This window comes from Roseburia sp. AF12-17LB (genome assembly GCF_003479605.1).
Lineage (GTDB): Bacteria > Bacillota > Clostridia > Lachnospirales > Lachnospiraceae > Roseburia_C > Roseburia_C amylophila.
In genome coordinates, this window is the sequence record NZ_QUHR01000003.1 from 1 (window position 1) to 22,747 (window position 22,747).

21 protein-coding genes and 1 tRNA gene are annotated in these 22,747 nt (G+C 41.6%); 3 read left to right on the forward strand and 19 right to left on the reverse strand.

The genetic code is table 11. From position 1 onward, the window contains the following. Nucleotides 1-362: 362 nt before the first annotated feature. Together DWV68_RS04575 and trxB are read right to left on the reverse strand one after the other, a co-directional pair. On the reverse strand, nt 363-1,604 hold the full coding sequence (locus tag DWV68_RS04575) for a C40 family peptidase (protein ID WP_117842232.1): 1,242 nt from the start codon (nt 1,602-1,604) through the stop codon (nt 363-365). Between the two features lie 125 nt (nt 1,605-1,729). After that, nucleotides 1,730-2,734, reverse strand: coding sequence for a thioredoxin-disulfide reductase (trxB, locus tag DWV68_RS04580; RefSeq protein WP_117947724.1), 1,005 nt, complete (start codon nt 2,732-2,734; stop codon nt 1,730-1,732). A 39-nt stretch (nt 2,735-2,773) separates the two neighbouring features. Here trxB and DWV68_RS04585 point away from each other — a divergent pair, with 39 nt between their 5' ends. After that, nucleotides 2,774-2,968 (forward strand): YjfB family protein, encoded by a 195-nt coding sequence (locus DWV68_RS04585; protein WP_022243568.1) that lies wholly within the window; start codon nt 2,774-2,776, stop codon nt 2,966-2,968. Between the two features lie 125 nt (nt 2,969-3,093). Here the strand turns inward: DWV68_RS04585 and DWV68_RS04590 are convergent, their stop codons facing one another. From DWV68_RS04590 to DWV68_RS04610, 5 genes are all read right to left on the reverse strand, one after another. Further along, entirely contained in the window at nt 3,094-3,468 is a 375-nt protein-coding gene (locus DWV68_RS04590; RefSeq protein ID WP_118665114.1) for a RidA family protein, read from the reverse strand. Between the two features lie 95 nt (nt 3,469-3,563). Beyond that, a complete protein-coding gene (locus tag DWV68_RS04595) occupies nt 3,564-4,400 on the reverse strand; it encodes a CvfB family protein (RefSeq protein WP_118639326.1) in 837 nt (278 codons plus the stop codon). A 13-nt stretch (nt 4,401-4,413) separates the two neighbouring features. After that, a complete protein-coding gene (locus DWV68_RS04600) occupies nt 4,414-5,118 on the reverse strand; it encodes an acyl-[acyl-carrier-protein] thioesterase (RefSeq protein ID WP_118172845.1) in 705 nt (234 codons plus the stop codon). A 192-nt stretch (nt 5,119-5,310) separates the two neighbouring features. Next, nucleotides 5,311-5,382, reverse strand: a tRNA-Gln gene (locus tag DWV68_RS04605). A gap of 99 nt (nt 5,383-5,481) precedes the next feature. After that, nucleotides 5,482-6,138 carry a YigZ family protein gene (locus tag DWV68_RS04610; protein ID WP_117696681.1) on the reverse strand — a complete coding sequence of 219 codons (657 nt, stop codon included), beginning with the start codon at nt 6,136-6,138 and terminating at the stop codon, nt 5,482-5,484. 177 nt (nt 6,139-6,315) lie between these two features. Between DWV68_RS04610 and DWV68_RS04615 the strand changes: the two genes are divergently transcribed. Further along, the gene (locus tag DWV68_RS04615; protein ID WP_118665116.1) at nt 6,316-9,132 is read left to right on the forward strand and encodes a transglycosylase domain-containing protein; all 2,817 of its coding nucleotides are present in this window, start codon (nt 6,316-6,318) and stop codon (nt 9,130-9,132) included. 187 nt (nt 9,133-9,319) lie between these two features. Here DWV68_RS04615 and DWV68_RS04620 read toward each other — a convergent pair whose 3' ends face one another. From DWV68_RS04620 to DWV68_RS04630, 3 genes are all read right to left on the reverse strand, one after another. Then, nucleotides 9,320-10,516 (reverse strand): ammonium transporter, encoded by a 1,197-nt coding sequence (locus DWV68_RS04620; protein ID WP_117947749.1) that lies wholly within the window; start codon nt 10,514-10,516, stop codon nt 9,320-9,322. A gap of 168 nt (nt 10,517-10,684) precedes the next feature. Next, the gene (locus tag DWV68_RS04625; protein WP_022243575.1) at nt 10,685-11,023 is read right to left on the reverse strand and encodes a P-II family nitrogen regulator; all 339 of its coding nucleotides are present in this window, start codon (nt 11,021-11,023) and stop codon (nt 10,685-10,687) included. A 245-nt stretch (nt 11,024-11,268) separates the two neighbouring features. Continuing rightward, entirely contained in the window at nt 11,269-13,389 is a 2,121-nt protein-coding gene (locus DWV68_RS04630) for a glutamine synthetase III family protein (RefSeq protein WP_117842224.1), read from the reverse strand. A gap of 435 nt (nt 13,390-13,824) precedes the next feature. Here DWV68_RS04630 and DWV68_RS15140 point away from each other — a divergent pair, with 435 nt between their 5' ends. Continuing rightward, nucleotides 13,825-14,106: a DUF4368 domain-containing protein gene (locus DWV68_RS15140; RefSeq protein ID WP_242994275.1), complete on the forward strand. Its 282-nt coding sequence runs from the start codon at nt 13,825-13,827 to the stop codon at nt 14,104-14,106. 49 nt (nt 14,107-14,155) lie between these two features. Here DWV68_RS15140 and fba read toward each other — a convergent pair whose 3' ends face one another. From fba to DWV68_RS04680, 9 genes are all read right to left on the reverse strand, one after another. Further along, on the reverse strand, nt 14,156-15,022 hold the full coding sequence (gene fba, locus DWV68_RS04640; RefSeq protein WP_022243577.1) for a class II fructose-1,6-bisphosphate aldolase: 867 nt from the start codon (nt 15,020-15,022) through the stop codon (nt 14,156-14,158). A gap of 70 nt (nt 15,023-15,092) precedes the next feature. Beyond that, on the reverse strand, nt 15,093-16,001 hold the full coding sequence (locus tag DWV68_RS04645; protein WP_117696671.1) for a diacylglycerol/lipid kinase family protein: 909 nt from the start codon (nt 15,999-16,001) through the stop codon (nt 15,093-15,095). 25 nt (nt 16,002-16,026) lie between these two features. Then, a complete protein-coding gene (locus DWV68_RS04650; RefSeq protein ID WP_022243579.1) occupies nt 16,027-16,281 on the reverse strand; it encodes an HPr family phosphocarrier protein in 255 nt (84 codons plus the stop codon). 21 nt (nt 16,282-16,302) lie between these two features. After that, nucleotides 16,303-17,220 carry a DNA-binding protein WhiA gene (gene whiA, locus DWV68_RS04655; protein ID WP_118665118.1) on the reverse strand — a complete coding sequence of 306 codons (918 nt, stop codon included), beginning with the start codon at nt 17,218-17,220 and terminating at the stop codon, nt 16,303-16,305. A 13-nt stretch (nt 17,221-17,233) separates the two neighbouring features. Continuing rightward, complete coding sequence (rapZ, locus tag DWV68_RS04660; RefSeq protein WP_117696668.1) at nt 17,234-18,106, reverse strand: RNase adapter RapZ; 873 nt, start codon at nt 18,104-18,106, stop codon at nt 17,234-17,236. Beyond that, nucleotides 18,103-19,014, reverse strand: coding sequence for a UDP-N-acetylmuramate dehydrogenase (gene murB, locus DWV68_RS04665; RefSeq protein ID WP_117696665.1), 912 nt, complete (start codon nt 19,012-19,014; stop codon nt 18,103-18,105). Before murB ends, rapZ begins: the two co-directional genes overlap by 4 nt. A 27-nt stretch (nt 19,015-19,041) precedes the next feature. Next, nucleotides 19,042-20,433 (reverse strand): aminopeptidase, encoded by a 1,392-nt coding sequence (locus tag DWV68_RS04670; RefSeq protein ID WP_118665120.1) that lies wholly within the window; start codon nt 20,431-20,433, stop codon nt 19,042-19,044. 16 nt (nt 20,434-20,449) lie between these two features. Continuing rightward, nucleotides 20,450-21,391: an HPr(Ser) kinase/phosphatase gene (gene hprK / locus DWV68_RS04675; RefSeq protein ID WP_022243584.1), complete on the reverse strand. Its 942-nt coding sequence runs from the start codon at nt 21,389-21,391 to the stop codon at nt 20,450-20,452. Between the two features lie 45 nt (nt 21,392-21,436). Beyond that, on the reverse strand, nt 21,437-22,732 hold the full coding sequence (locus tag DWV68_RS04680; protein ID WP_117842222.1) for a methyl-accepting chemotaxis protein: 1,296 nt from the start codon (nt 22,730-22,732) through the stop codon (nt 21,437-21,439). Nucleotides 22,733-22,747: the final 15 nt, after the last annotated feature.

Below are 22,747 nucleotides of genomic sequence, written 5' to 3' on the forward strand. Positions count from 1 at the left end.
TATTTTCAAGGCTTGAAAGCGGTTTTCATCAACACATTTTGTCCTATAACTCTAAAAATAGAATATCTTTTAATAACGTATCAAATTTTTATATCTGCTTTTTTCCAAATGTCTACCTGCAGTGTGCATCCTCGCGGAACGTTTTTACTTTACAGGAAAGCAATTTCCTGTAAAGCAAAAAAAAGGACTGTTGCAACCGCAACAGTCCCTGTTTATCCTTTTCAATATTATTTCATCCTTAATTTTACCATAAACTACAAGAAACACGCTTTGCGAGTTTCTCGAGTTATCGCGGCGCTCGCCAAATCTGCATGCAAGCATGCGATTTTTCTCGCTACTCGCGTAAATCAAATCCGGACATCCTAGAAAATACGTCTTACAGAAAGAACTGGCTTATAGTCAATCGGTGATGTAAATTTGATTCCTGATGACGGTGTGCTGGCATGTACGATTGTGTTGTTACCAACATAAATTGCAACATGTCCACTGTAGCATACGATATCGCCCGGCTGCATCTGGTCTGTACCAACTTCATATCCGCAGCCTCTCATTGCTCCTGAAGAATGTGGTAATGATACTCCAAACTGTGCATACACACTCATTACAAATCCGGAACAGTCTGCTCCGTTTGTTAAGCTTGTTCCACCTGCTACATATGGATTACCAGCGAACTGGCTTGCGAAGTTTGCAACTGCTGCTCCATCAGATCCGGATGGTGCATTGTATGTAGATGTACCACCAGATGTAGTGGAAGATGAACTGCTGTTCTTAGCAGCTTTTTCTGCTGCTTTCTTTGCTGCTTCTTCTGCTGCTTTTCTTTCAGCCTCTTCTTTTGCAAGTCTAGCCGCTTCTTCTTCTTTGGATTCTGCCTGAACGAATTCAGTAGATAATGTTACATAATCAGCGGATACATATCCCTCGCCCTCTTCGATGGAAACTTTTACCCATCCATCTACGGACTCATCTGTAACTGTCAAATCATCCAGTCCTGCAACCATTCCAAGTTTCTTAGAATCGGTAGAAGGCTCTGTTCTCACAAACAAAGTAACTGCATCTTCATTTACCGTTGCCACACGACGTCCGACGGAACGGGCCAGTTCTTCATTGCCGACTACTACATATTCGCTCTTAACGTAACCGGTAACGGTACCGGATGTAATCTGATACCAGCCATCTACGGTCTGCTGGACGGTTGCTGCTGAATTATTATAAAGCTTACCAAGCACCTCACTGTCTTCTGATGCTTCGCTTCTGATATTTACATAGTTATCAACCTGTGCAATTGCCACATTTGCAAATGGATTTTCTTCTACCGGCTGTGCCTCTTCTGCTGTATCCTGCTGCGCTGCATCCCCTTCTGTAACAACAGGTGTGTCATTATTCTGTGCAGTTGCCACATTCGCCTTTGCTACAAGCTCACTGCTTGCCATATAATTGCTGAATGTCAAAGAAAAACCTGCTACTAATGTGTCATTGGAAGCCCCCACTTCCATTGCTGAAGTAACACCTGCGACTGGCGCTGCATATGTTGTTGCATTGCTTCCAGTGATTAATAATGCGCTTGCGAGTCCGCAGGCTGTTAATCTTAACGCTTTCTTATACATAAAAACCTCCAAACCTAACGATTTGTTACAAATTTATTACATTTATTACAGAGTCATTATAGCGCAGCTAACCTGTCATGTCAACCTAAAATTCCCGCTTTTTTTACAACATTCTTTCCTTTCTTTTACGAAATCATTCCATCACTTTCCATAGAAGCAATGGCATTGGCGCCATCTGCTACTGCAGTTACCACCTGACGCAGCTGCTTGGTTCTGACATCCCCCACTGCATATATGCCAGGCACACTGCTCCTTCCATCCTCTCCGGCTTTGATATATCCTGTATCATCCAATGCCAGATGCGGTATTACTTTTACGGTATTCGGCACCATTCCCACAGCAACAAAAATGCCATTTACCGGAAGCATTTTTTCTTCCTGTGTCTTCTTATTTAATATTTTGATTTTCTCTACCATTCCTTCACCGCAGATTTCCTCTACTACGGTATCATATAAAATTTCAATTTTTTCATTTGTCTGCACCTGCTCCGCTAACACTTTTGCGCCACGGAAACTGTCTCTCCGGTGAATGAGGTATACTTTTTCACAACCTCTTGCCAAAAAGAGTGCATCCTCTAACGCGACATCACCACCGCCTGCCACCGCAACAGTCCGATTCCGGAAAAATGCTCCATCGCAGGTAGCACAATATGAAACTCCCATACCGGTAAGTCTTTCCTCCCCCGGTACCCCAAGCTTCCGGTAAGACGCTCCTGATGCAATGATTACTGCTTTTGCTTCGTACTGGTTCTGATTGGTTGTTACTAGCTTCTTTTCCTGCTTATCCTCTACCGATACGACCTGTTCTTTTACAAAAGTCACGCCGCTCTTTTGGGCATGCTCCCGCATCTTCTGTGCCAGTTCAAACCCCCCCACTCCTGGCAGTCCCGGATAGTTGTCCACTTCACTGGTATTTACAATCTGACCTCCGCTCATTGGCTTTTCTTCTATTATAAGTGTATCAAATTTTGCTCTTCCTGCATAAATTGCCGCCGACAGCCCTGCAGGACCGCTTCCTATTATAATCACATCATACATGTTGTGGCTCCTCCATTTCTTCAGTAGGATAAGTATACCACCTTTTCCAAAATATATGAATGTTTCCTTGCTTTTTCTAATCTGCCATGCCATAATGAAAGTACATATCAAAGCAGAAAGGATGTGACTGATATGGATATTGCAGCATTAAACAATACTGCTTTAAGTGCACTCAACAGTGCCTCTACTCCAACCAGCGAAGCGATTGGAGTTGCAATGCTGAGCAACCAGCTGGATGTCAGTCAGAGTATGAGTGACAGCCTGATTCGTGCCATGGAATTGTCTGTAAATCCTGCTGTTGGCGGTAACTTTGATGTCTCCGTATAATTAGGGCAGCATGCTAAGATTACAGGTGCCATCACAGAAAAAGAGACTGGAAATTGCAGTTTGGATTCTTCCTGATTACAACTTTCCAGTCTCTTTTTTACGCAGATAGTGAAATTCACATCCTGCTATTTGATTGCGATTGCTTCGATTTCAAGCATAACGTCCTTTGGAAGACGTGCTACTTCTACGCAGCTTCTTGCCGGGAAATCGATGGTAAAGAATGTCTTATAAACCTCATTAATTGCTGCGAAATCATTCATCTCTTTGATGAACACCGTCGTCTTAACCACTTTGTCCATATTTGTGCCTGCTGCTTCTAAAAGATTGGAAAGATTGGTCAGTGCCTGTTTTGCCTGTGCTACCGAGCCTTCCGGAATCTCGCCGGTTGCCGGTACAACGGGAATAATACCAGAAGTATATACCATTCCATTTACTTCAATTGCCTGTGAATATGGTCCGATTGCTGCCGGTGCTTTTTCTGTTGCGATTACTTTCTTCATGTCTCGTTCCTTCTTTCTTTATTTAAATAATAACTATTCGCGGTGCTCGCCAAATCTGCATGCAAACATGCAGTTTTTCTGGCTGCTCGCGTAAATTAACTGTTTTTACGGATTGCATGCTCGCTGAGGGTTATCTTTCTCTCCTTATAGAGTCTGCCTATAGCGCGCTTGAATGCTGCCTTGCTGAGTCCGGTTTCCCTCATGATTACTTCCGGTGATGCCTTTTCTGTAAATGGCAGTACGCCGGCATAGGAATCTATCACTTCCATTACCTTCTGTGCATCGCTGTCCATCTGAAGGTAAGCTTTTTCCCGAAGGGTAATATCCAGCTTGCCATCCGGTTTTACATTGACTACTCTGGCAGCAATTACATCCCCTATCCGAAGATGGCTGCTGTCCTCATGCTTGGAAATCATTGCAGAATATTTATCATCCACCGCTGCAAAGGTTCCAAAATTATCACTGAATTCATAGATTCTTGCTTCTACTTCATCCCCGGCTTTATATGGAGAATCTTTGCTTAAAAGGTCATAAAGATTCTTCATGCTGGCGCAGAGTCTGCGGCTCTTATCAATATATAAAGTTACCATGACTTCATCCCCGGCATTTACCCTGCGGGTCATCTCCTTATAAGGAAGGAATAAATCCTTTTCCAGTCCCCAGTCTAAAAATGCTCCTATTTTACCAACTTCCAATACCGGAAGCACTGCAAGCTTTCCCAGTACCAATTTCGGTTCATGGGTGGTTGCAATCAGGCGGTCTATGGAATCCCGGTATAAAAAGATTTCTACTTTATCTCCGATGCGAAGTCCCTCCGGCACCTGTTTTGCCGGCAAAAGCACTCTGGTCTCATCCTCCGGATTTTCTGCCAGATACATTCCAAATTCAACTTTCTTTACTGCTGTCAGTTCCTGTTTTTCTCCAAGATTCATATTTTCCTGCTTTCTATTGTTCAAATTCTACAATGGCATATGGTTTCTGCTCTTCATCCGCCAGTGATACCAGATACATTTTATCATCTGCATATACAAATGGGAATACCTTGTCTCCTAATACTGCTGCTTTCCGGTATTCTGCCCGCATTTTATGGATATTAAAATTCTCAGGCAGATAATTCTTTGCCATGGCAATATACTGTTCATTATTTACATGATGATTGGTATCAATCTGCTCCGGGCGAATCTGAAAGCTTTCCTTTTCCTGCATTTTCTCCGGAAGTTTTATCTTTCTGTCCGCATAGTCCATTTTGAAAGGCTCTTCCATCTGATATTCTTCTAACATCTTATCAGAAATCCGTGCCGGTCTTTCCCTCTTTAAATCCATAAAAATCCACTGGGAATCCGCATAAGCATAGATTTTTCCCTCAGCATCCTCTATGGTAAAATTACGATAACCATAAAAACCTTTAAAGTTATATGGCCAGGTCTTTACTGTTATTTTTTCTCCAAGAACCGGCAGCCGTTCTACCACAATCTGCCAGGATGCCAAAAACCATGCCTGTGCATGCTCCTTCAAATAGTCCACGCCAATTCCAAGATCCTCTGACTGGAATATACAACAATCCTGCAGATAATTAGTCAATGCCTGAAATGTCATCTTCTGTCCGCTGTCTGTTTCACTATATCTTACTCTGCTTTTCATGGAATACATAGATGTGTCCTCCTTGTAAATGCCTGGCTATTAGAAAGAATGTGCCCTGGCACATTCTCGTGCCTGCGGCGGCCGCTTGCGGCATCTACCTTATGCGCCGCAGTGCGCATCCTCGCGGATCGTTTTTACTTTGCGGGAAAGCAATTTCCTGTAAAGTAAAAAAACACCACGCTGCTGTGGTGTTTTCATGAGCAGGGCTACAAGGATTCGAACCTTGAAATGACGGAGTCAGAGTCCGTTGCCTTACCGTTTGGCGATAGCCCTTTGTTGTGTCAACAATGGGTATTCTACATGAAAACATTCCATTCGTCAAGCACTTTTTCGATTTTTTTTCGATTTTTTGCAAAAAGTTTTTACAGGTCATCAAAAAACCTTGATTGTACCGTTCAAATCTGCAAATTCAATGGTCTCTTCCCACATCAGCTTTGCCTTTCCACTGGTGGAATCCGTAAGTTTCTTTTCTAATTCCAGACACTGTTCTAACGGTACTGCTGCATCCAGTTCCACACCTTCTGCATATTCGGTATCCATAATCGTAACGCCCTGTTCTGCCAGAAGATACTGTATCTTGCCAAGTCCTGTATAATCCGTACTTATCTTAAGACGCTTTCCCGGTCTCTTTTCAATGATGGTACAATTCTTTAAACCCTCCTGTACAGCACCCTGATAAGCACGCACCAGTCCACCGGTTCCCAGAAGTGTTCCACCAAAATACCGGGTTACTACTACCACTACATCCCGGATGCCCTCCCGTAAAAGTACGTCTAACATCGGACGGCCTGCTGTGCCGGAAGGTTCTCCGTCATCCGAGCAGCGGGTCAGCTCCTGATTTCTTCCTATTATAAATGCGGAGCAGTTATGTCTTGCATCCCAGTATTTTTTCTTCATAGTATTGATATATGCTACCGCTTCCTCTTCTGTGGTAACTGGTGCAATATTTGCAATAAACCGCGATTTTTTCTCTTCAAGCTCACCACTGCCGCCTTCATATATTACTTTTCCGTTTGAAACTTCTGACATATTGCATTGCTCCTGCCTCTTTTTTCGTTTCCTTATTGTAGCATGATTTCCATTTTTCCTGCAAGGAAACCTTAAGAATTTCTTATCAAAACCTTGCGTTTTTACTTTTTTCTTTATTATATGGTATCTTTTTGCTATAATAAGAAAATAATGTTATTAATCCAAAGGAGGCACATTATGAATTATGGAAAGAAGAGTACCGCCAGGAAGGAAAAAGAGCTCACTTCCAAAGGTACTATGGTCCGTAAGAAGTTTTCCGTAATTTTCTGCAAGACTCTACTGATCTGCTTTTTCTTAGTAGCTGTCGTCGGTATTTGTGCAGGAATCGGAATCTTCAAAGGAATCATTGATTCTGCACCAGATATAGATGATATTGATGCAAGTCCTACCGGACAGCTCTCTACCGTTCTTGACGATGAGGGTAATGAAATTGCCACTCTGGTTACTTCCGGTACAAATCGTGACCCGGTAACCATTGATAAGATGCCGATTAATCTTCAACATGCATTCGTAGCCATCGAAGATGAACGTTTTTACGATCACAACGGAATTGATATCAAAGGAATCATCCGTGCCGGCTTCAAAGGCATTGCATCCGGTTTTCATTTTAATCAGGGAGCCAGCACAATTACACAGCAGCTTCTGAAAAACAACGTCTTCACCGATTGGACAAGCGAAGACAGTATGGCTGATAAGTTTGAGCGTAAAATACAGGAACAGTATCTGGCTGTACAGCTTGAAAAAAGAGAATCCAAGAACTGGATTCTGGAAAATTACTTAAACACCATTAACCTTGGTCAGAATACCCTTGGTGTCCAGGCTGCATCCAAACGATATTTTAACAAAGATGTATCTGACTTAACACTTTCTGAGTGTGCAGTAATTGCAGCGATTACCAAGAGTCCGACAAAGTATAATCCGATTACTAACCCGGATAACAACGCATCCCGTCGTAAAGATGTCTTAGACAATATGTTAGACCAGGGTTATATTTCGCAGGAAGAACACGACGAAGCATTAGAAGATAATGTCTACGACCGTATTCAGATTGTAGATAACAGCACTTCTTCTACTGCAAATGTCAACTCCTACTTTGTGGATACCCTTACCGACCAGGTAATGGATGACTTAATCAATGAATTAGGTTATACCGAGACACAGGCTTTCAATGCACTCTATGGTGGTGGTCTTACCATTTACTCCACCCAGAATGCTAATCTCCAGCAGATTTGTGATGAGGAAGTCAATAACTTAGATAACTACAACGGTCAGGTGGAATATTCTTTCTCCTATCGTCTTTCCATCCAGAAAGCCGATGGTACACTGCAGAATTACAGTGAACAGACCATGCTCACCTACTATCGTGAAAAAACCGGTAATAACAGCTACAACATCAACTTCAGTTCCAAAGAAGATGCCCAGGCTGCCATTGACCAGTATAAAGCAGATATTATGGAAGAGGGAGATACCATCCGGGGCAGCGGCGAATCCGTTACCTTTACGATTCAGCCACAGGCTTCCCTTACGCTGATGGATCAGGCTACCGGTGAAGTGAAAGCATTAGTTGGTGGCCGTGGTGATAAAACCGCAAACAAAACCTTAAACCGGGCTTCTGATACCACCAGACAGCCGGGTTCCACCTTCAAGATTTTAGCTGCTTATGCACCTGCTCTTGACAGTGGTGGAATGACCTTAGCCTCTGTAGAAGATGATGCTCCTTATTCTTATACCAATGGACGTTCTCTTCGTAACTACGATGACCAGTATCGTGGATTTACTACTTTAAGAGAAGCAATCTGCCACTCCATCAATATTGTAACCGTTAAGACCCTCACTGATATCAGTACCGATTTAGGTTACAGTTACTTACAGAGCTTCGGATTTACCACCTTAGATGCTGAACACGATAATAATCAGGCTCTCTGCCTTGGAGGTATCTATAAAGGTGTTACCAACTTAGAATTAACTGCCGCCTATGCGACCGTTGCAAATGGCGGTACTTATACCAAACCAAGATTCTATACCAAGATTTTAGACCATGACGGAAATGTTTTAATTGACAATACTCCGCAGACCCATACTGTATTAAAGGACACCACTGCATGGCTCTTAACCAATGCCATGGAAGATGTTGTTACCTCCGGTACCGGTACAATCGTTAACTTCGGTTCTATGCCGATTGCCGGTAAAACAGGTACTACAACCTCTGACCGCGATGCTCTTTTCGTAGGATACACACCATATTATACCTGTGGTGTATGGGGCGGATATGATGATAACAGCGAACTTTCCAGCACCAGATATCCAAAGTTAATCTGGAAAGCAGTTATGTCCCGTGTTCATGAAAATCTGGAATATAAAGACTTTACTATGCCAAGCGGAATTACTTCTGCTGTCGTATGTAAGAAATCCGGAAAACTTGCCGTAGAAGGTTTATGTGACTGTGATCCGCGTGGCAGCATGGTTGAAACAGAATATTTTGCAACCGGCACAGTTCCAACAGAAGTATGTGACCATCATGTCAGCGCAACAATCTGTACTTCCTCCGGAATGCTTGCAAATGAATATTGTCCGAACGAAACAAGACAGACTGGTATCTATATCGTTGGCGGTTCTGAAGGTACGGATGACTCTCCATATCTTATGACAGATGAATTATCCAACAGCACCTGTAACGTACACACTTCAAGTTCCGTTACACAGCCTTCCACACCATCTACTAATACAACAGATACTTCTAATCCAACCAGTGGAAGTCTTACCGGTGGTGGGGATAATACTACACCAGATCATGGTAATACCGGAACCAGTACAAATACCGGTGGTGATACCGGAACCAATGGTGGTACAGGAACCGGCGACAATACAGGAACCGGTGGTGGTACAGGAACCGGTGGTGGTACAGGAACCGGCGGCAGTACAGGAACCGGTGGTGGTACAGGAACCGGCGGTGGAAGTTCCGGTACCGGCTCTGATGGAAACACTACGAATTAACCAAATCATTATTCTATAATCAGACACCTATAGAAGCTGCCAAAGGCAGCTTCTATTTTTTCTATCTGATGCCGGGCACAGACAACAACAAAAGCCCTGACATACGCCAGGACTTTCGTTGTTGATGTATATACTACTAAGGGGATTAGATAATTACTAACCTAATCACAATTAGATTAGTACATGATTAGTGAAGTTCTCTTGTTACAAAATCCGGGTAAGCTGACTCTAAGCCATGCTCAGTAGAATCCAGACCTTCTAACTCTTCTTCTTTTGATACTCTAAGACCAATTGTCTTCTTTAATACGATAAATACAATGCTCATGGTTACAATTACCCAGCCTGCGATGCATACGACACCAAGTGCCTGAATAGCCAGATGATGAACTCCGCCACCATAGAAGAGGCCATCTGTATAATCGAAGAGACCTACCATCAATGTTCCAAAAAGACCACAGGCACCGTGTACGGATACAGCGCCAACCGGGTCATCTACTTTTAATTTGTCTTCTACAAAGTATACTGACATGGTACAAAGGATACCAGCTAAACCACCGATAACGAATGCTCCTACTGCATCAACATTTGCACATCCTGCTGTAATTGCTACCAGACCTGCCAGGGAACCATTTAAGGACATGGACACATCCGGTTTACCATTCTTAATCCAGGTATAAATCATTGCTGTAACAGTTGCTGCTGCCGGTGCAATGGTTGTTGTTGCAAAAATCTGTGAAAGCTGTAAGGTATCAGTTGCTGCTGCACCATTAAATCCATACCAGCCAAACCAGAGAATAAATACTCCCAAAGCACCAATCAAAATGTTGTGGCCCATAATAGGTCTTGATTTACCATCTTTGTCATATTTACCAATACGAGGTCCTAATAAAGCGGCTCCGATAAATGCGGTAATTCCACCTACCATATGAATACATGCAGAACCTGCGAAATCTGTAAATCCAAGGTCTGTAAGCCATGGAGTTCCGCCCCATACCCAGTGTGCTTCTACCGGATATACAATCAGGCTGATTACAAAACTGTAAATACAATATGTAATGAATTTGGTACGCTCTGCCATTGCTCCAGATACAATTGTTGCAGCTGTTGCACAGAATACCAGGTTAAATACGAAATTGGACCAGTCTGTTGTTCCAAAATTCTTCAATGGATTTAAACCCCATCCTACAAATTTTCCATCACCACAAAGAATATTATATCCTAATAAATAAAATGCAACGGTACCAATACAGAAGTCCATCAGGTTCTTCATTGTAATATTACCTGTATTTTTGGATCTGGTAAAACCAGCCTCTACCATTGCAAATCCACATTGCATAAAAAATACTAACGCTGCTCCCATCAGGAACCAAACACTCATATCCATAATCATTTCCTCCTTTACCAAAATAAATATTAAAGTAAAAAAATAGAGATATCAAACAAGGCTCTCTCCTCGTCTGCTTATCTCCTTCGATAATATTTATTTGCGATATTCTTTTTTCAATATCCACAAGACAGTTTCCTATCTGTGCCTTACTCCTCTTTGCATCTTTTATAATGCTTTGTCTCCATGTTCGCCGGTACGGATACGAACGGCATCTTCTACATCATACACAAAGATTTTACCATCACCAAAGTTACCGGTATTAATCTCATCTACTACCTTATCAATTAATCCTGGCGCAACTTCATCTGAGACAACGGTCTCTACTTTGATTTTCGGAAGTAATGTTACATTATAAGATGCTCCACGGTAATTCTTGATAATACCCTTCTGATTACCATATCCCATGCTATTTACAATGTTTAAACCATTAACTTCACTGCTTTCTAAGACTGCTTTCAAGTCTTCAAGCTTTTCCGGTTTAATAATAATTTCCAGCTTTTTCATATCATCTCGTCCTCCTTCTTATTATTGTTCACAATTTATTCACCTGGCATTCAAAGATGATTCACTTTATCAACACGCTTTTTTCAAATTAGGCTGATATAGTATAGTCATAAGCAAAAGAAAAACATAACTTTAAATATTCTTTTTCATAATCTGCCAGGTAACTTAAGTTGCCTGGCATCCTCCCTTTTATGCCTCTTTTTCCGTCTGTTCTAAGGAGAATGCCCTGCAATTAAAGTTCTTTTTTATACTTCGAAGATTAAATCTCCATAAGATGGCATTGGCCATATATCTTTGTCAACAAGCATCTCTAACTTGTCAACCGGAGCTCTTAATGCATCCATTGTTGTTTTTACAACATCTCTGTAATATACAGCCTGATCTCTTCCCTCTTCCATTGTTCCACCTTTTTCTGTTACTTCTTCCAGTTTTGCCAAAGCAACCTTGGTCTCAGATAAGAGGTCAGATACTTCTGCCAGTAATTCTGTCTGAACACTGATGTCTGCATCACATACAGATTTTACAGCTGCTGCAGAAGTTGCAAGCTCTGTTGTATATTTGATAACTGCCGGGATAATCTGTTTTCCTGCAATATCAATCATAGCTTTTGCTTCGATGTTAATCTCTTTTGCGTAGGTCTCATATTCGATTTCTACACGGGAATCCAGCTCCGCTTTGGTAAATACACCAAAACGCTCGAATAAAGAAACTGCTTTTTCTGTATTCAGTGCCGGGATTGCATCTACCATGGACTTGATGTTTGGAAGTCCACGACGCTCTGCTTCCTCTACCCATTCATCAGAATATCCGTTTCCGTTGAATACGATTCTCTGATGCTCAGTTGCATATTTCTTAATCAGATCATGTACTGCCATATCAAAATCGTCTGCTTTTTCCAGTTCATCACACGCCTCAGAAAATGCTTCTGCTACGATTGTATTCAATACAACGTTTGGCTGTGCGATGGAATCCTGGGAACCAACCATACGGAACTCGAATTTGTTTCCGGTAAATGCAAACGGTGAAGTTCTGTTACGGTCTGTTGCATCTTTCATGAAGTCAGGCAATGTCTTAACACCAGTCTCTAATTTAGAACCAGCTAAACTGTGTGTAGCTTCTCCGGTGCAGATAAGCTGTGATAATACATCCTGTAACTGTTCTCCAAGATAGATAGAAACGATTGCTGGCGGTGCCTCGTTTGCTCCTAATCTGTGGTCGTTTCCAACGTCCGCTGCAGATTCACGAAGCAGATCTGCATGTTTATCTACTGCTTTTAAGATACAGGTAAGCACTAATAAGAACTGTACGTTCTCATGAGGTGTTTTGCCCGGCTCTAATAAGTTAATTCCATCATCTGTTGTGATAGACCAGTTGTTATGTTTTCCAGAACCATTGACACCTGCAAATGGCTTCTCATGAAGCAGACACTGTAAGCCATGACGACCGGCAACCTTCTTTAAGGTTTCCATTACTAACTGGTTGTGGTCTACTGCTACGTTTGCTTCGGAGTAGATTGGAGCTAACTCATGCTGTGCAGGAGCAACTTCGTTATGCTGTGTCTTTGCAGATACACCAAGTTTCCATAATTCTTTATTTACATCTCTCATGTATGCTGCAATTCTCTCACGGATGATTCCGAAGTAATGGTCATCCATTTCCTGTCCTTTTGGAGGCATTGCTCCAAATAAGGTACGTCCGGTAAAGATTAAATCTTTTCTCTTTAAATATTTTTCTCTGTCTACGATGAAATATTCCTGCTCCGGTCCAACGGAAGGAGTTACTTTCTTAGATGTTGTATTTCCAAATAATCTTAAAAGCCGGAGAGACTGGGTATTAATTGCTTCCATGGAACGAAGTAACGGTGTCTTCTGGTCCAATGCTTCTCCTGTGTAGGAGCAGAAAGCGGTAGGAATGCAAAGAGTTGCTCCTGCTGCATCCTGTCTTACGAATGCCGGCGAAGTACAATCCCATGCTGTATATCCTCTTGCCTCAAAGGTTGCTCTTAATCCACCGGATGGAAAAGAAGATGCATCCGGCTCACCTTTGATTAATTCCTTACCTGAAAAGCTCATCAAAACTTTACCGTTTGGCATTGGTGCTGTAATAAAGGAATCATGTTTCTCAGCAGTTACTCCTGTTAATGGCTGGAACCAGTGTGTATAATGGGTAGCTCCTTTTTCGATTGCCCACTCTTTCATCTCATGTGCCACTACGTCTGCTGTCTCAAGGTCTAATTCTTTTCCCTCTTCGATTACTTCTCTTAACTTTTTGTAGGTCTTTTTCGGAAGACGTTCCTGCATTACTGCATCATTGAATACGTTCTCGCCGAAAATATCTGCTACATTGAAATATTCTGTCTCACTCATACTATACATCCTTTCTGCCTCTCACCATAAATCCCCTGAGAAATATGATTTTTATTTTCTGCAATCAATGTATGACTTCTCTCCTCCGGTAATTCCCCAGATATAGAAAAAAGGGCATTCCAATTCCTTTGGAACACCCTTGTTCGTCACGCACATTTCATCTGCTATATCTAAAATACATGAAACTTTCTAAAAAATCAAGTCAAAGTTTATATTTTTTTTATTTTTGATACATTCTACAAATTTGTGCAAAATAATACACATTTTTTGTCGATTTTATCAATCGCCGGTTTCGAAATCAGTTGCTGCCAGGCGGTACTGCATACCCATTCTCATCTGCAACTACTTTTTCCGTGCCCTCTTCTGTACTTTTTAATGTACGCATTCCGTGGTTTCCAGCATTTCAGGCAAGAAAGAATATGAAGAGTCTCTGAACTGAAATTATTCTTATCAAAGGCTAAGGAAGAAAACCTCAATGCACAGTACTTCTTATCATTAGTAAAGAAATATGCTGAATTTACAGAATTAAATGCTGAGATTATACGAGAATTCGATGACAAGATTATTGTATTCAAAGCAGAGAAAATGGATGGTCGCAGACAGCAGGAAATCCAAATTATCTACAACTGCATTAGTGCAGTTAATCTTCCTGCAAGCAAAAGAAAAAAATGGCATAGCCGGATTTCTCCGAAACTATGCCAATTTTTCAAAGGATAAAAATCCCTTACTTGCACCCTCTAACGGGCGGCCCTTATAAAAATCATTCTTATTCTGCTTTTCCAACAGAACCAAATAATTCCATTTTTTCTTTTACAGTAGCTTTGATTGCTTCTGCACCCGGAGCTAATAATTTACGTGGGTCAAATCCTTTGCCCTCTAAGTCCTTACCAGCTTCGATATATTTACGTGTAGCATCTGCGAAAGATAACTGACACTCTGTATTTACATTAATCTTAGATACGCCAAGAGAGATAGCTTTCTTAATCATATCTGCAGGAATTCCTGTACCACCGTGAAGTACTAATGGCATAGTTCCTGTCTTCTGCTGGATAGCGTCCAGAGTCTCGAAGGAAAGTCCTTTCCAGTTTGCCGGATATTTTCCGTGGATATTACCGATACCTGCTGCAAGCATATCTACACCAAGATCAGCGATTGTCTTACACTCGTTAGGATCTGCGCACTCGCCCATTCCAACTACTCCGTCTTCTTCTCCACCGATGGAACCAACCTCACACTCGATAGAAAGTCCAAGCTGATGAGCTACATTTACAAGCTCTGTAGACTTAGCAAGGTTCTCTTCAAATGGATAATGAGAACCATCAAACATGATAGATGTAAATCCAGCTTTGATACATTTATAACATCCTTCATATGTTCCATGATCTAAGTGAAGTGCTACAGGAACTGTGATTCCAAGTTCTTCATCCATAGCTTTTACCATAGCTGCAACGGTCTTAAAACCTGTCATATATTTTCCTGCACCTTCAGATACACCAAGAATTACAGGGGATTTTAATTCTTCTGCAGTTAACAGTATTGATTTTGTCCACTCAAGGTTGTTGATATTGAACTGGCCTACTGCATAATGACCAGCTTTTGCTTTTTTTAACATTTCTGTTGCTGATACTAACATTTTGATTCCTCCATTGTTTTTTTTCATTGTACCATGGCTTTTCTCAAAAATAAAGTTAAAAATATAACAATCATTTTACAGATGTTTCTTTATTCTTGACCATAATCTCCAAAGCCTGGTGCATATTTCTTATTTCCACTTCCTTATGGTCTCCCCCAAACTCACCATCTAAAGTCCATGGAATAATTTCTTCCGGATAAAACTTAATATTGCTGCTCTTAAATGAGTATACCAGGTCGGTATCATCCTTGCGGCTGGTTAATGCTGCAATAATCTCATTTAACTCCAGTGGATTCTTCGGTGCTTTAATCAGTGTCACCTCAAAAACACCGTCATCCAGGAGTACATTTTTACCTGTCAGGTTCTTAAATCCCCCCACAGAAATAGAATTGGTAATCATACCATAGATAAATTCGTCCTCTAATACCTCATCATCATATTCTACCCGCATCTTATAGACCGGAATGTCTAAAAGCTGTTTCATTCCTTCTAAAATATAAGCTGCGTGTCCTAATACATTCTTTAACTGCTGGCTGGTCTGATAAGATACTGCAGTAAACAGTCCAAATGCTGCCACATATACGAATGAATCTCCATTAAAATATCCTATATCTACCGGAAACCGTCTTCCCTTTACCGCTACATTTGCTGCCTTTAGCATGCTTTTAGGTATTCTTAAAGAATTGGCAAAGTCGTTGGTACTTCCTGCCGGAATATAACCAAGCAGTGTCTTTTCTTCACTTTCCATCATTCCGCTAACTGCTTCATCCAAAGTACCGTCTCCACCACTACAGACAATCAAATCATAATTCTTCGCTTCTTCTCTGACATGGTTCTGCGCATCCCCTTTGCTCTGTGTCGGATATATGGTTACTTCATAATCTGCCTTTACCATAATATCTACAATTTCTAACAGTTTATTCTTAATCAGTCCCTTGCCGGAATGTGGATTAAATATAAAAAGTAATTTCTTTTTCATTTTTTACATAACCTCTCTTTTCCTTCTAGCCCTCAGACAGGAACTGTTCCAATGTATCCAAGGCTTCCTTCTCGTCCTCACCCTCAGTAACAACTGTTACCATATCCTCATAATTCATTGCCAGTGACATCATACCCATAATGCTCTTCACATTTACTTTTTTATCTCCGGATTCAATATAAATACTGCTGGAAAAACGATTTGCAGTCTGAACAAGCAATGCAATGGGACTTGCTTCGACACCATTGACAAATTTAATGGTCACCTCTTTCTTCATCATATGTATTCCTCCTCATCCTTTTCATACTCTCATGTTTTCAGCAATTTCACTTATCTTTCTTAACCTGTGATTCACACCGGATTTTCCCACCGGTGGATTTAAGTATGCCCCCAGTTCCTTAAGAGGCGCTTCCGGGTGCTCCAAACGTACCTGTGCCATCTCGTAAAGATTATCCGGCAATTCCTGCAGTCGTCCCTTTTCCTGGATAAACTTAATATCTTCAATCTGCTTTACTGCAGCATTCACTGTCTTATTAATATTGGCAGTTTCACAATTTACCTGCCGGTTTACACTGTTACGCATCTCTTTCAAAATGCGTACATTTTCAAGGTTCATCAGTGCCACATGTGCTTCCATGATATTTAACATATCCACAATCTGTGCACCTTCTTTTAAGTATACCACATGGTGCTTCTTACGTTCCACCACTTTCGCATCCATGCCAAAGTCACTGATTACCGTCCTGAGCTGTTCTGCCTGTTGTGGCGTTGCACATACAATTTCAAAATGATAGGATTTATGCGGGTCACTCATGGAACCCGAAGCCAGAAATGCTCCTCTTACAAACGTCCTTCTACAGCAGGACTTCTGCAGCAACATTCCATTTACTGCCTGTCGGAACGGATGCAGTGAACCGTCCTCTTCCCAAAATTTAAGTGCCATTAATACCCTGCGCATGGCATCCTGTTCTTCTATATATAACACACCCGGATTCTGTTCAGATAACTCTGCACTGATGTCAAATGCCCGCTTCAAAAGCGTATAGCACTTTTTTGCCAATCCGGCATGTTCTGTTGCAATTTCCAATCTGGGATCTGCTCCCGTCAATATCATTCTTCCAGAAAAACTTATAATTGCTGCAAGTTCTGCTAACTGACAGTGTCTGCTTTTACTTATATGCTTCTCCAGTTCCGCCTTTACTTCTCCTGAAAAAGACATCTCATATCTCCATCTAATGCCGCATCGTATCCTTTTCAATGTCACGATGCTCTATCTTAATTCCAAACTGTTTCTGTTTCTCCAACCGTTTAAACAATTCATTGGCAAGGGTTACGGAACGATGCTTGCCTCCGGTACAGCCAATTGCAATTACCAGCTGGCTCTTTCCCTCTGTTATGTAATTCGGTATCAGGAATTTTATCATATCTTCTAATTTATCCAGAAATACGTGGGCTTCCTTATATTGCATCACAAAATCCTGAATCTCTTTATCATTACCATTCTTTGGGCGTAATCCTTCCACATAATACGGATTTGGCAGAAAACGTACATCAAACACCAGATCTGCATCTGCCGGAATTCCATACTTGAATCCAAAGGATAAAATTGTGATAAATAAATTCTTAAACTCCTGATTCTCTACAAATATTTTATTTAATTCTGTTTTTAATTCTCTGGTCAGAAGATGACTGGTATCTATAATGTAATTTGCCTGTTTCTTTAAGAATTCCAATCTTCTTCTTTCTTCTTCGATGCCTTTATCGACACGATCGCTTCCTGCCAGTGGATGACTTCTTCTGGTTTCTTTATAACGTTTTACCAGCACACCATCCTCTGCATCCAAAAACAGTACATCAAATTCTTTTCCTTCACCTCTCAGGTGGTCAAGAATATCCTGCAAATCTTCCAATGCCTGTCCGCTTCGGATATCCACACCCACAGCAACCTTCTGAAGCTCGGTATTTCTCAAATCTGCTAACTCTATAAACTTTTCAATCAGCGGAATCGGCAGATTATCGACACAATAAAATCCGATATCCTCCATCATCTTAAGTGCTGTACTCTTTCCCGCCCCGGACATTCCTGTCAGAATTACCAGTTTCATGAAAATTCTCCTAACCTTCTTACTTCCGGCTCCAGTCTTACCTGAAACTCCTGTTCTACTTTTTCCTGCACCCTGCGCATCAGCTCTTCCACTTCTGCTGCAGTTGCCTGCCCACGGTTTATAACAAAGCCACAATGTTTCTCGGATACCTGAGCATCTCCCACACGATAGCCTCTTAACCCGGCATCCATAATCAGCTTTCCGGCAAAATAGCCTTCCGGCCGCTTAAAGGTACTTCCTGCACTTGGGAATTCCAACGGCTGCTTCTCCTGCCGTTTCTGGCGGAGTTCCTGCATGACAGCTTCAATTTTCTCTTTTTCTCCGGATACTAATTTTAACGTTACACCCAGCACTACTTCCCCGGTCTCCATAACACGGCTGTGTCTGTAACTTAAGGAAATCTCTTCTACCGGAACTTCTACCACTTCACCATCTTTGGTCAAAAGATCCGCAGATACTAAAATATCCTTCATCTCTCCGCCATAAGCACCGGCGTTCATCACAACTGCACCTCCGATGCTTCCCGGAATTCCTGCTGCAAATTCCATTCCGCCTAAGGATGCTTCCAGTGCCTTGTGCGCAACCTTCGACAGCAATGCTCCCGCTTCGGCATGAATCATATTTTCCTTTACTTCAATGTAAGAAGCATTTGCGCCAAATTCAATGACCACTCCGGGAATTCCCTTATCGCCCACCAGAAGATTGCTTCCGTTTCCAATAATCGTATACGGAATCTTCTTCGCTCTGCACAATGTGATGACATCCACTGCCTCTTTGATGGTCGGCATCAGAAAAATCTCTGCCATGCCCCCAATCCGGAATGTGGTATGACGGCTCATCGGCTCCTGCAAGCGTATTCTGCTTTCATCTACAATTGTCTTAATGGCTTCTATCCAGTCTTCTCTCACAATTTGCTTCTCCCATTTTTTATTTCTCTATGAAGCCAGAAATGCTACATAACCTTTATATGCTTCATATAAATCTGCTTTACTGATAATCTCCCATGGTGCATGCATATTTAAAACTGCCACACCACTGTCAATTACCTGCATTCCATAATTTGCCAGAATATACGCGATGGTTCCGCCGCCACCCTGGTCTACTTTACCTAATTCTGCAGTCTGATAAAATACATTACCATCGTCCATCACTGCACGCAACTTTCCAACATATTCTGCACTGGCATCATTAGAACCTGACTTTCCTCTGGAACCGGTATATTTATTAAATACCATTCCTTTTCCAAAATATGCTGCATTTTTCTTATCCATAACGGACGGATAATTGGGGTCAAATGCCGCACTGACATCAGAGGATAATACATGGGAATTCTGCAATGCACGACGCAGTGCAAGTTCTGTATACTGTCCTGCTGCTGCCATCACTTCTGCTGTCATATTTTCAAAAAATCTCGACTGCATCCCGGTTGCTCCCACGCTGCCGATTTCTTCTTTATCTACCAGGAGACATACACTGGTATATTCCGGTGTTTCATTTTTTGCCAGCATTGCCTCAAAGGATGGATACGCACAGACTCTGTCATCATGTCCGTACCCCATAATCATGCTCCGGTCAAGTCCATAATCTCTTGCTTCTCCGGCTGGTACTACTTCAATCTCTGCGGACAGGAAATCTTCTTCCTCAATTCCATATTCCTCTTTTAAGATTCCAAGGATATTTTCTTTTACCGTATCCTTGGCATTTTCTTTTTCTTCACCTGCAAGCGGAATACTTCCAATCAGAAGGTCTAAGTTTTCTCCTTCAATAACCTTTGCTGCTTTCTTTTCCATCTGCTCACCGGCAAGATGAATCAGTAAATCACTGACACCAAATACCGGGTCTCCCGGCTTATCTCCAATATTTACCTCTACTACACTTCCGTCTTTCTTTGCCACTACACCATGCAATGCCAGCGGAAGTGTTACCCACTGGTATTTCTTCACACCACCATAATAATGGGTATCTAACATAGCAAGCCCGGTATCTTCATAGAATGGATTCTGTTTTAAATCCATTCTTGGAGAATCCACATGTGCGCCGAGAATCCGCATGCCCTCTTCCATTGGTTTCTTTCCTACAATGAACATAGCAAGTGCTTTTCCATTATTATCTGCATACACTCTTGCACCGGATTCCAGTTTTATTCCTTCTGCAATCACTTTCTTTATATCAAGATATCCTGCTGCCTCTGCCCGCTCTACAAAAGTGCGTACACATTCTCTTTCTGTCTTACATGCTGATATAAATTTACGATACTCTTCTGCAAATTCAAAAACTTTCTTCTTCTCTTCTTCACTGTAATGATTCCATGCTACTTCTCGTTCCATATGAATGAATCTCCTTTTACTCTTCTTCCTCGTCGTCCTTCTTGTTCAGATTTGCCTGTACACGACGATACAATTCCTGAGCTGCATTGTAACCCATCTTCTTCTGTCTGTGGTTAACGGCTGCAGCCTCGCAGATAACTGCCAGATTTCGGCCTGGACGGATTGGAAGGGAATGACATACTACTTTATTTCCAAGTAACTCTGTATATTCTTCCTCAAGACCAAGGCGGTCATACTCATTATCCTTCTTCCAGTCTTCCAGTTTAATTACAAGGTCGATATTCTGTTTCTCTTTTACACACTCAACACCGAACAAAGTCTTTACATCAATGATTCCGATACCTCTTAACTCAATGAAGTATCTGGTGATATCCGGTGATGTGCCGGTTAAGGTATGCTCATTAATTTTACGGATTTCTACCACATCATCTGTTACCAGACGATGTCCCCGCTTAATCAGTTCCAGTGCTGCTTCACTCTTACCGATTCCGCTTTCACCGGTAATCAGAAGTCCCTCACCGTAAACGTCTACCAGCACACCATGGATGGTAATACACGGAGCAAGCTCTTCACTCAAAAGATAAATCAGCTCCGCCATGAATTCTGATGTGCTTCTGCCTGTTCCGAATACCGGAACATTATTTTCCTTTGCCCTCTGTAAGAACAGGTCATCCGGCTGTAAATCCCTGCAGAAAATAACACATGGTATATCATATTTTAAGAACCGGCTGTAAATGCTGTCCTTTTCTGAATCATTCAAATGCTGCAGGTATGTATATTCTACCATACCGATAATCTGTACACGGGACTGCTCGAAATGTTCAAAATATCCGCTCAGCTGTAACGCCGGACGGTTTACATCCGCAAGTCTGATGCGGTGTCCCTTTAATTCCATATCCTCAATATATTTCTTTAACTGCAGTTTTTTTACAATTTTCTCAATTCCTACACCTTCCATGGCATGACTCCTTCCTTATCTTCACCCCTGTATTTTTATAATTCTTTACTGTTCTAATAATTTGAAACGTTCTACCAGTTCATCTAAAGAAGTTGCCTCTGCAGACAATTCTTCACTGGTTGCTGATGCTTCCTGGGATGCTGCAGAATTGGTCTGAATAACATCATCAATCTGTTTTACACCATCTTCAATTTCTTTTACTGACACTGCCTGGCGGTCAGATGCAATTCTGATATTAGCAACTTCTGTAATAATAGCATCCAGTTCTGTAATAACCTTATTTAATGATTCCGATGTCTGCTGTGTTACTTCGTTTCCATGTTCTACTTCTACCTGGTTTGTCTCCAGTAAATGCTTGGATGTCTCTGCAGATTCTGCACTGCTTTCAGCCAGCATACGAATCTGCTCCGCAACAACTGCAAATCCCTTTCCTGCTTCTCCGGCTCTTGCAGCCTCAATGGATGCATTCAGGGAAAGAAGGTTGGTCTGGCTTGCAATACCATCAATTTCAGTAATAACTCTTTCCAGCTCTTTGGATGTTGTCGAGATACGTTCCATTGCCTCCATAAGTTCCCGCATCTTGTTCTGGCTGACATTTGCTTCTATTCCTACGCTCTTTGCACGGTCATGTACAATATCTGTTGACTTGCTGTTTGCAACAACCTGTTCTGTAACCTTTGAAACATTCTCCACCAGATTATCTACTGCAATAGACTGGTCTGTTGCACCCTTTGCCAGATCCTGGGAGCTGATTGCAAGCTGTTCAGAGCCGGCGGCTACCTGATTAGATGATTCCTTAATCAGACATAATGTACTGCTTACGTTCTGGATGGTGCTTACCAGTTCTTCCATCACTGTTTCAAATTCTCCCACATATGCTTCTTTGCATGAAGAACGTACGGTATAATTACCCTGTGCAAATTCTTTTAAAATATTCTGTAAATCGCCAACAATTTTCTGTAAAGTATCTTCCATATTACGGAACCGGTTTGCCAGTTCTCCGATTTCATCTTCAGACTGATAAGTTACTTTCTCATGCAATTCTCCATGGGAAAGATGCTCTGCTACATCTTCTAATTCCCGGATTGGTTTTACAATATAATAAATTAACCACTTGGATTCCCGGCCAGTTAAAGTAACACTTACTACTACAATTGTCAGCATAATCACAATGCAGATAACCAGAACCGGAATACGGAACGCATCCGGCACCACTGCCAGCAGAATCAATCCCAGACTGGCTAGTGCTACTGTTGCAAAATACAGCCTGAATATCATGTTAAATGCATCATTAACTTTTTTCTTGATACTTTTGTTTTTGAATTTTTCTTCTTTGGTCATAGTGATTCTCCTTTT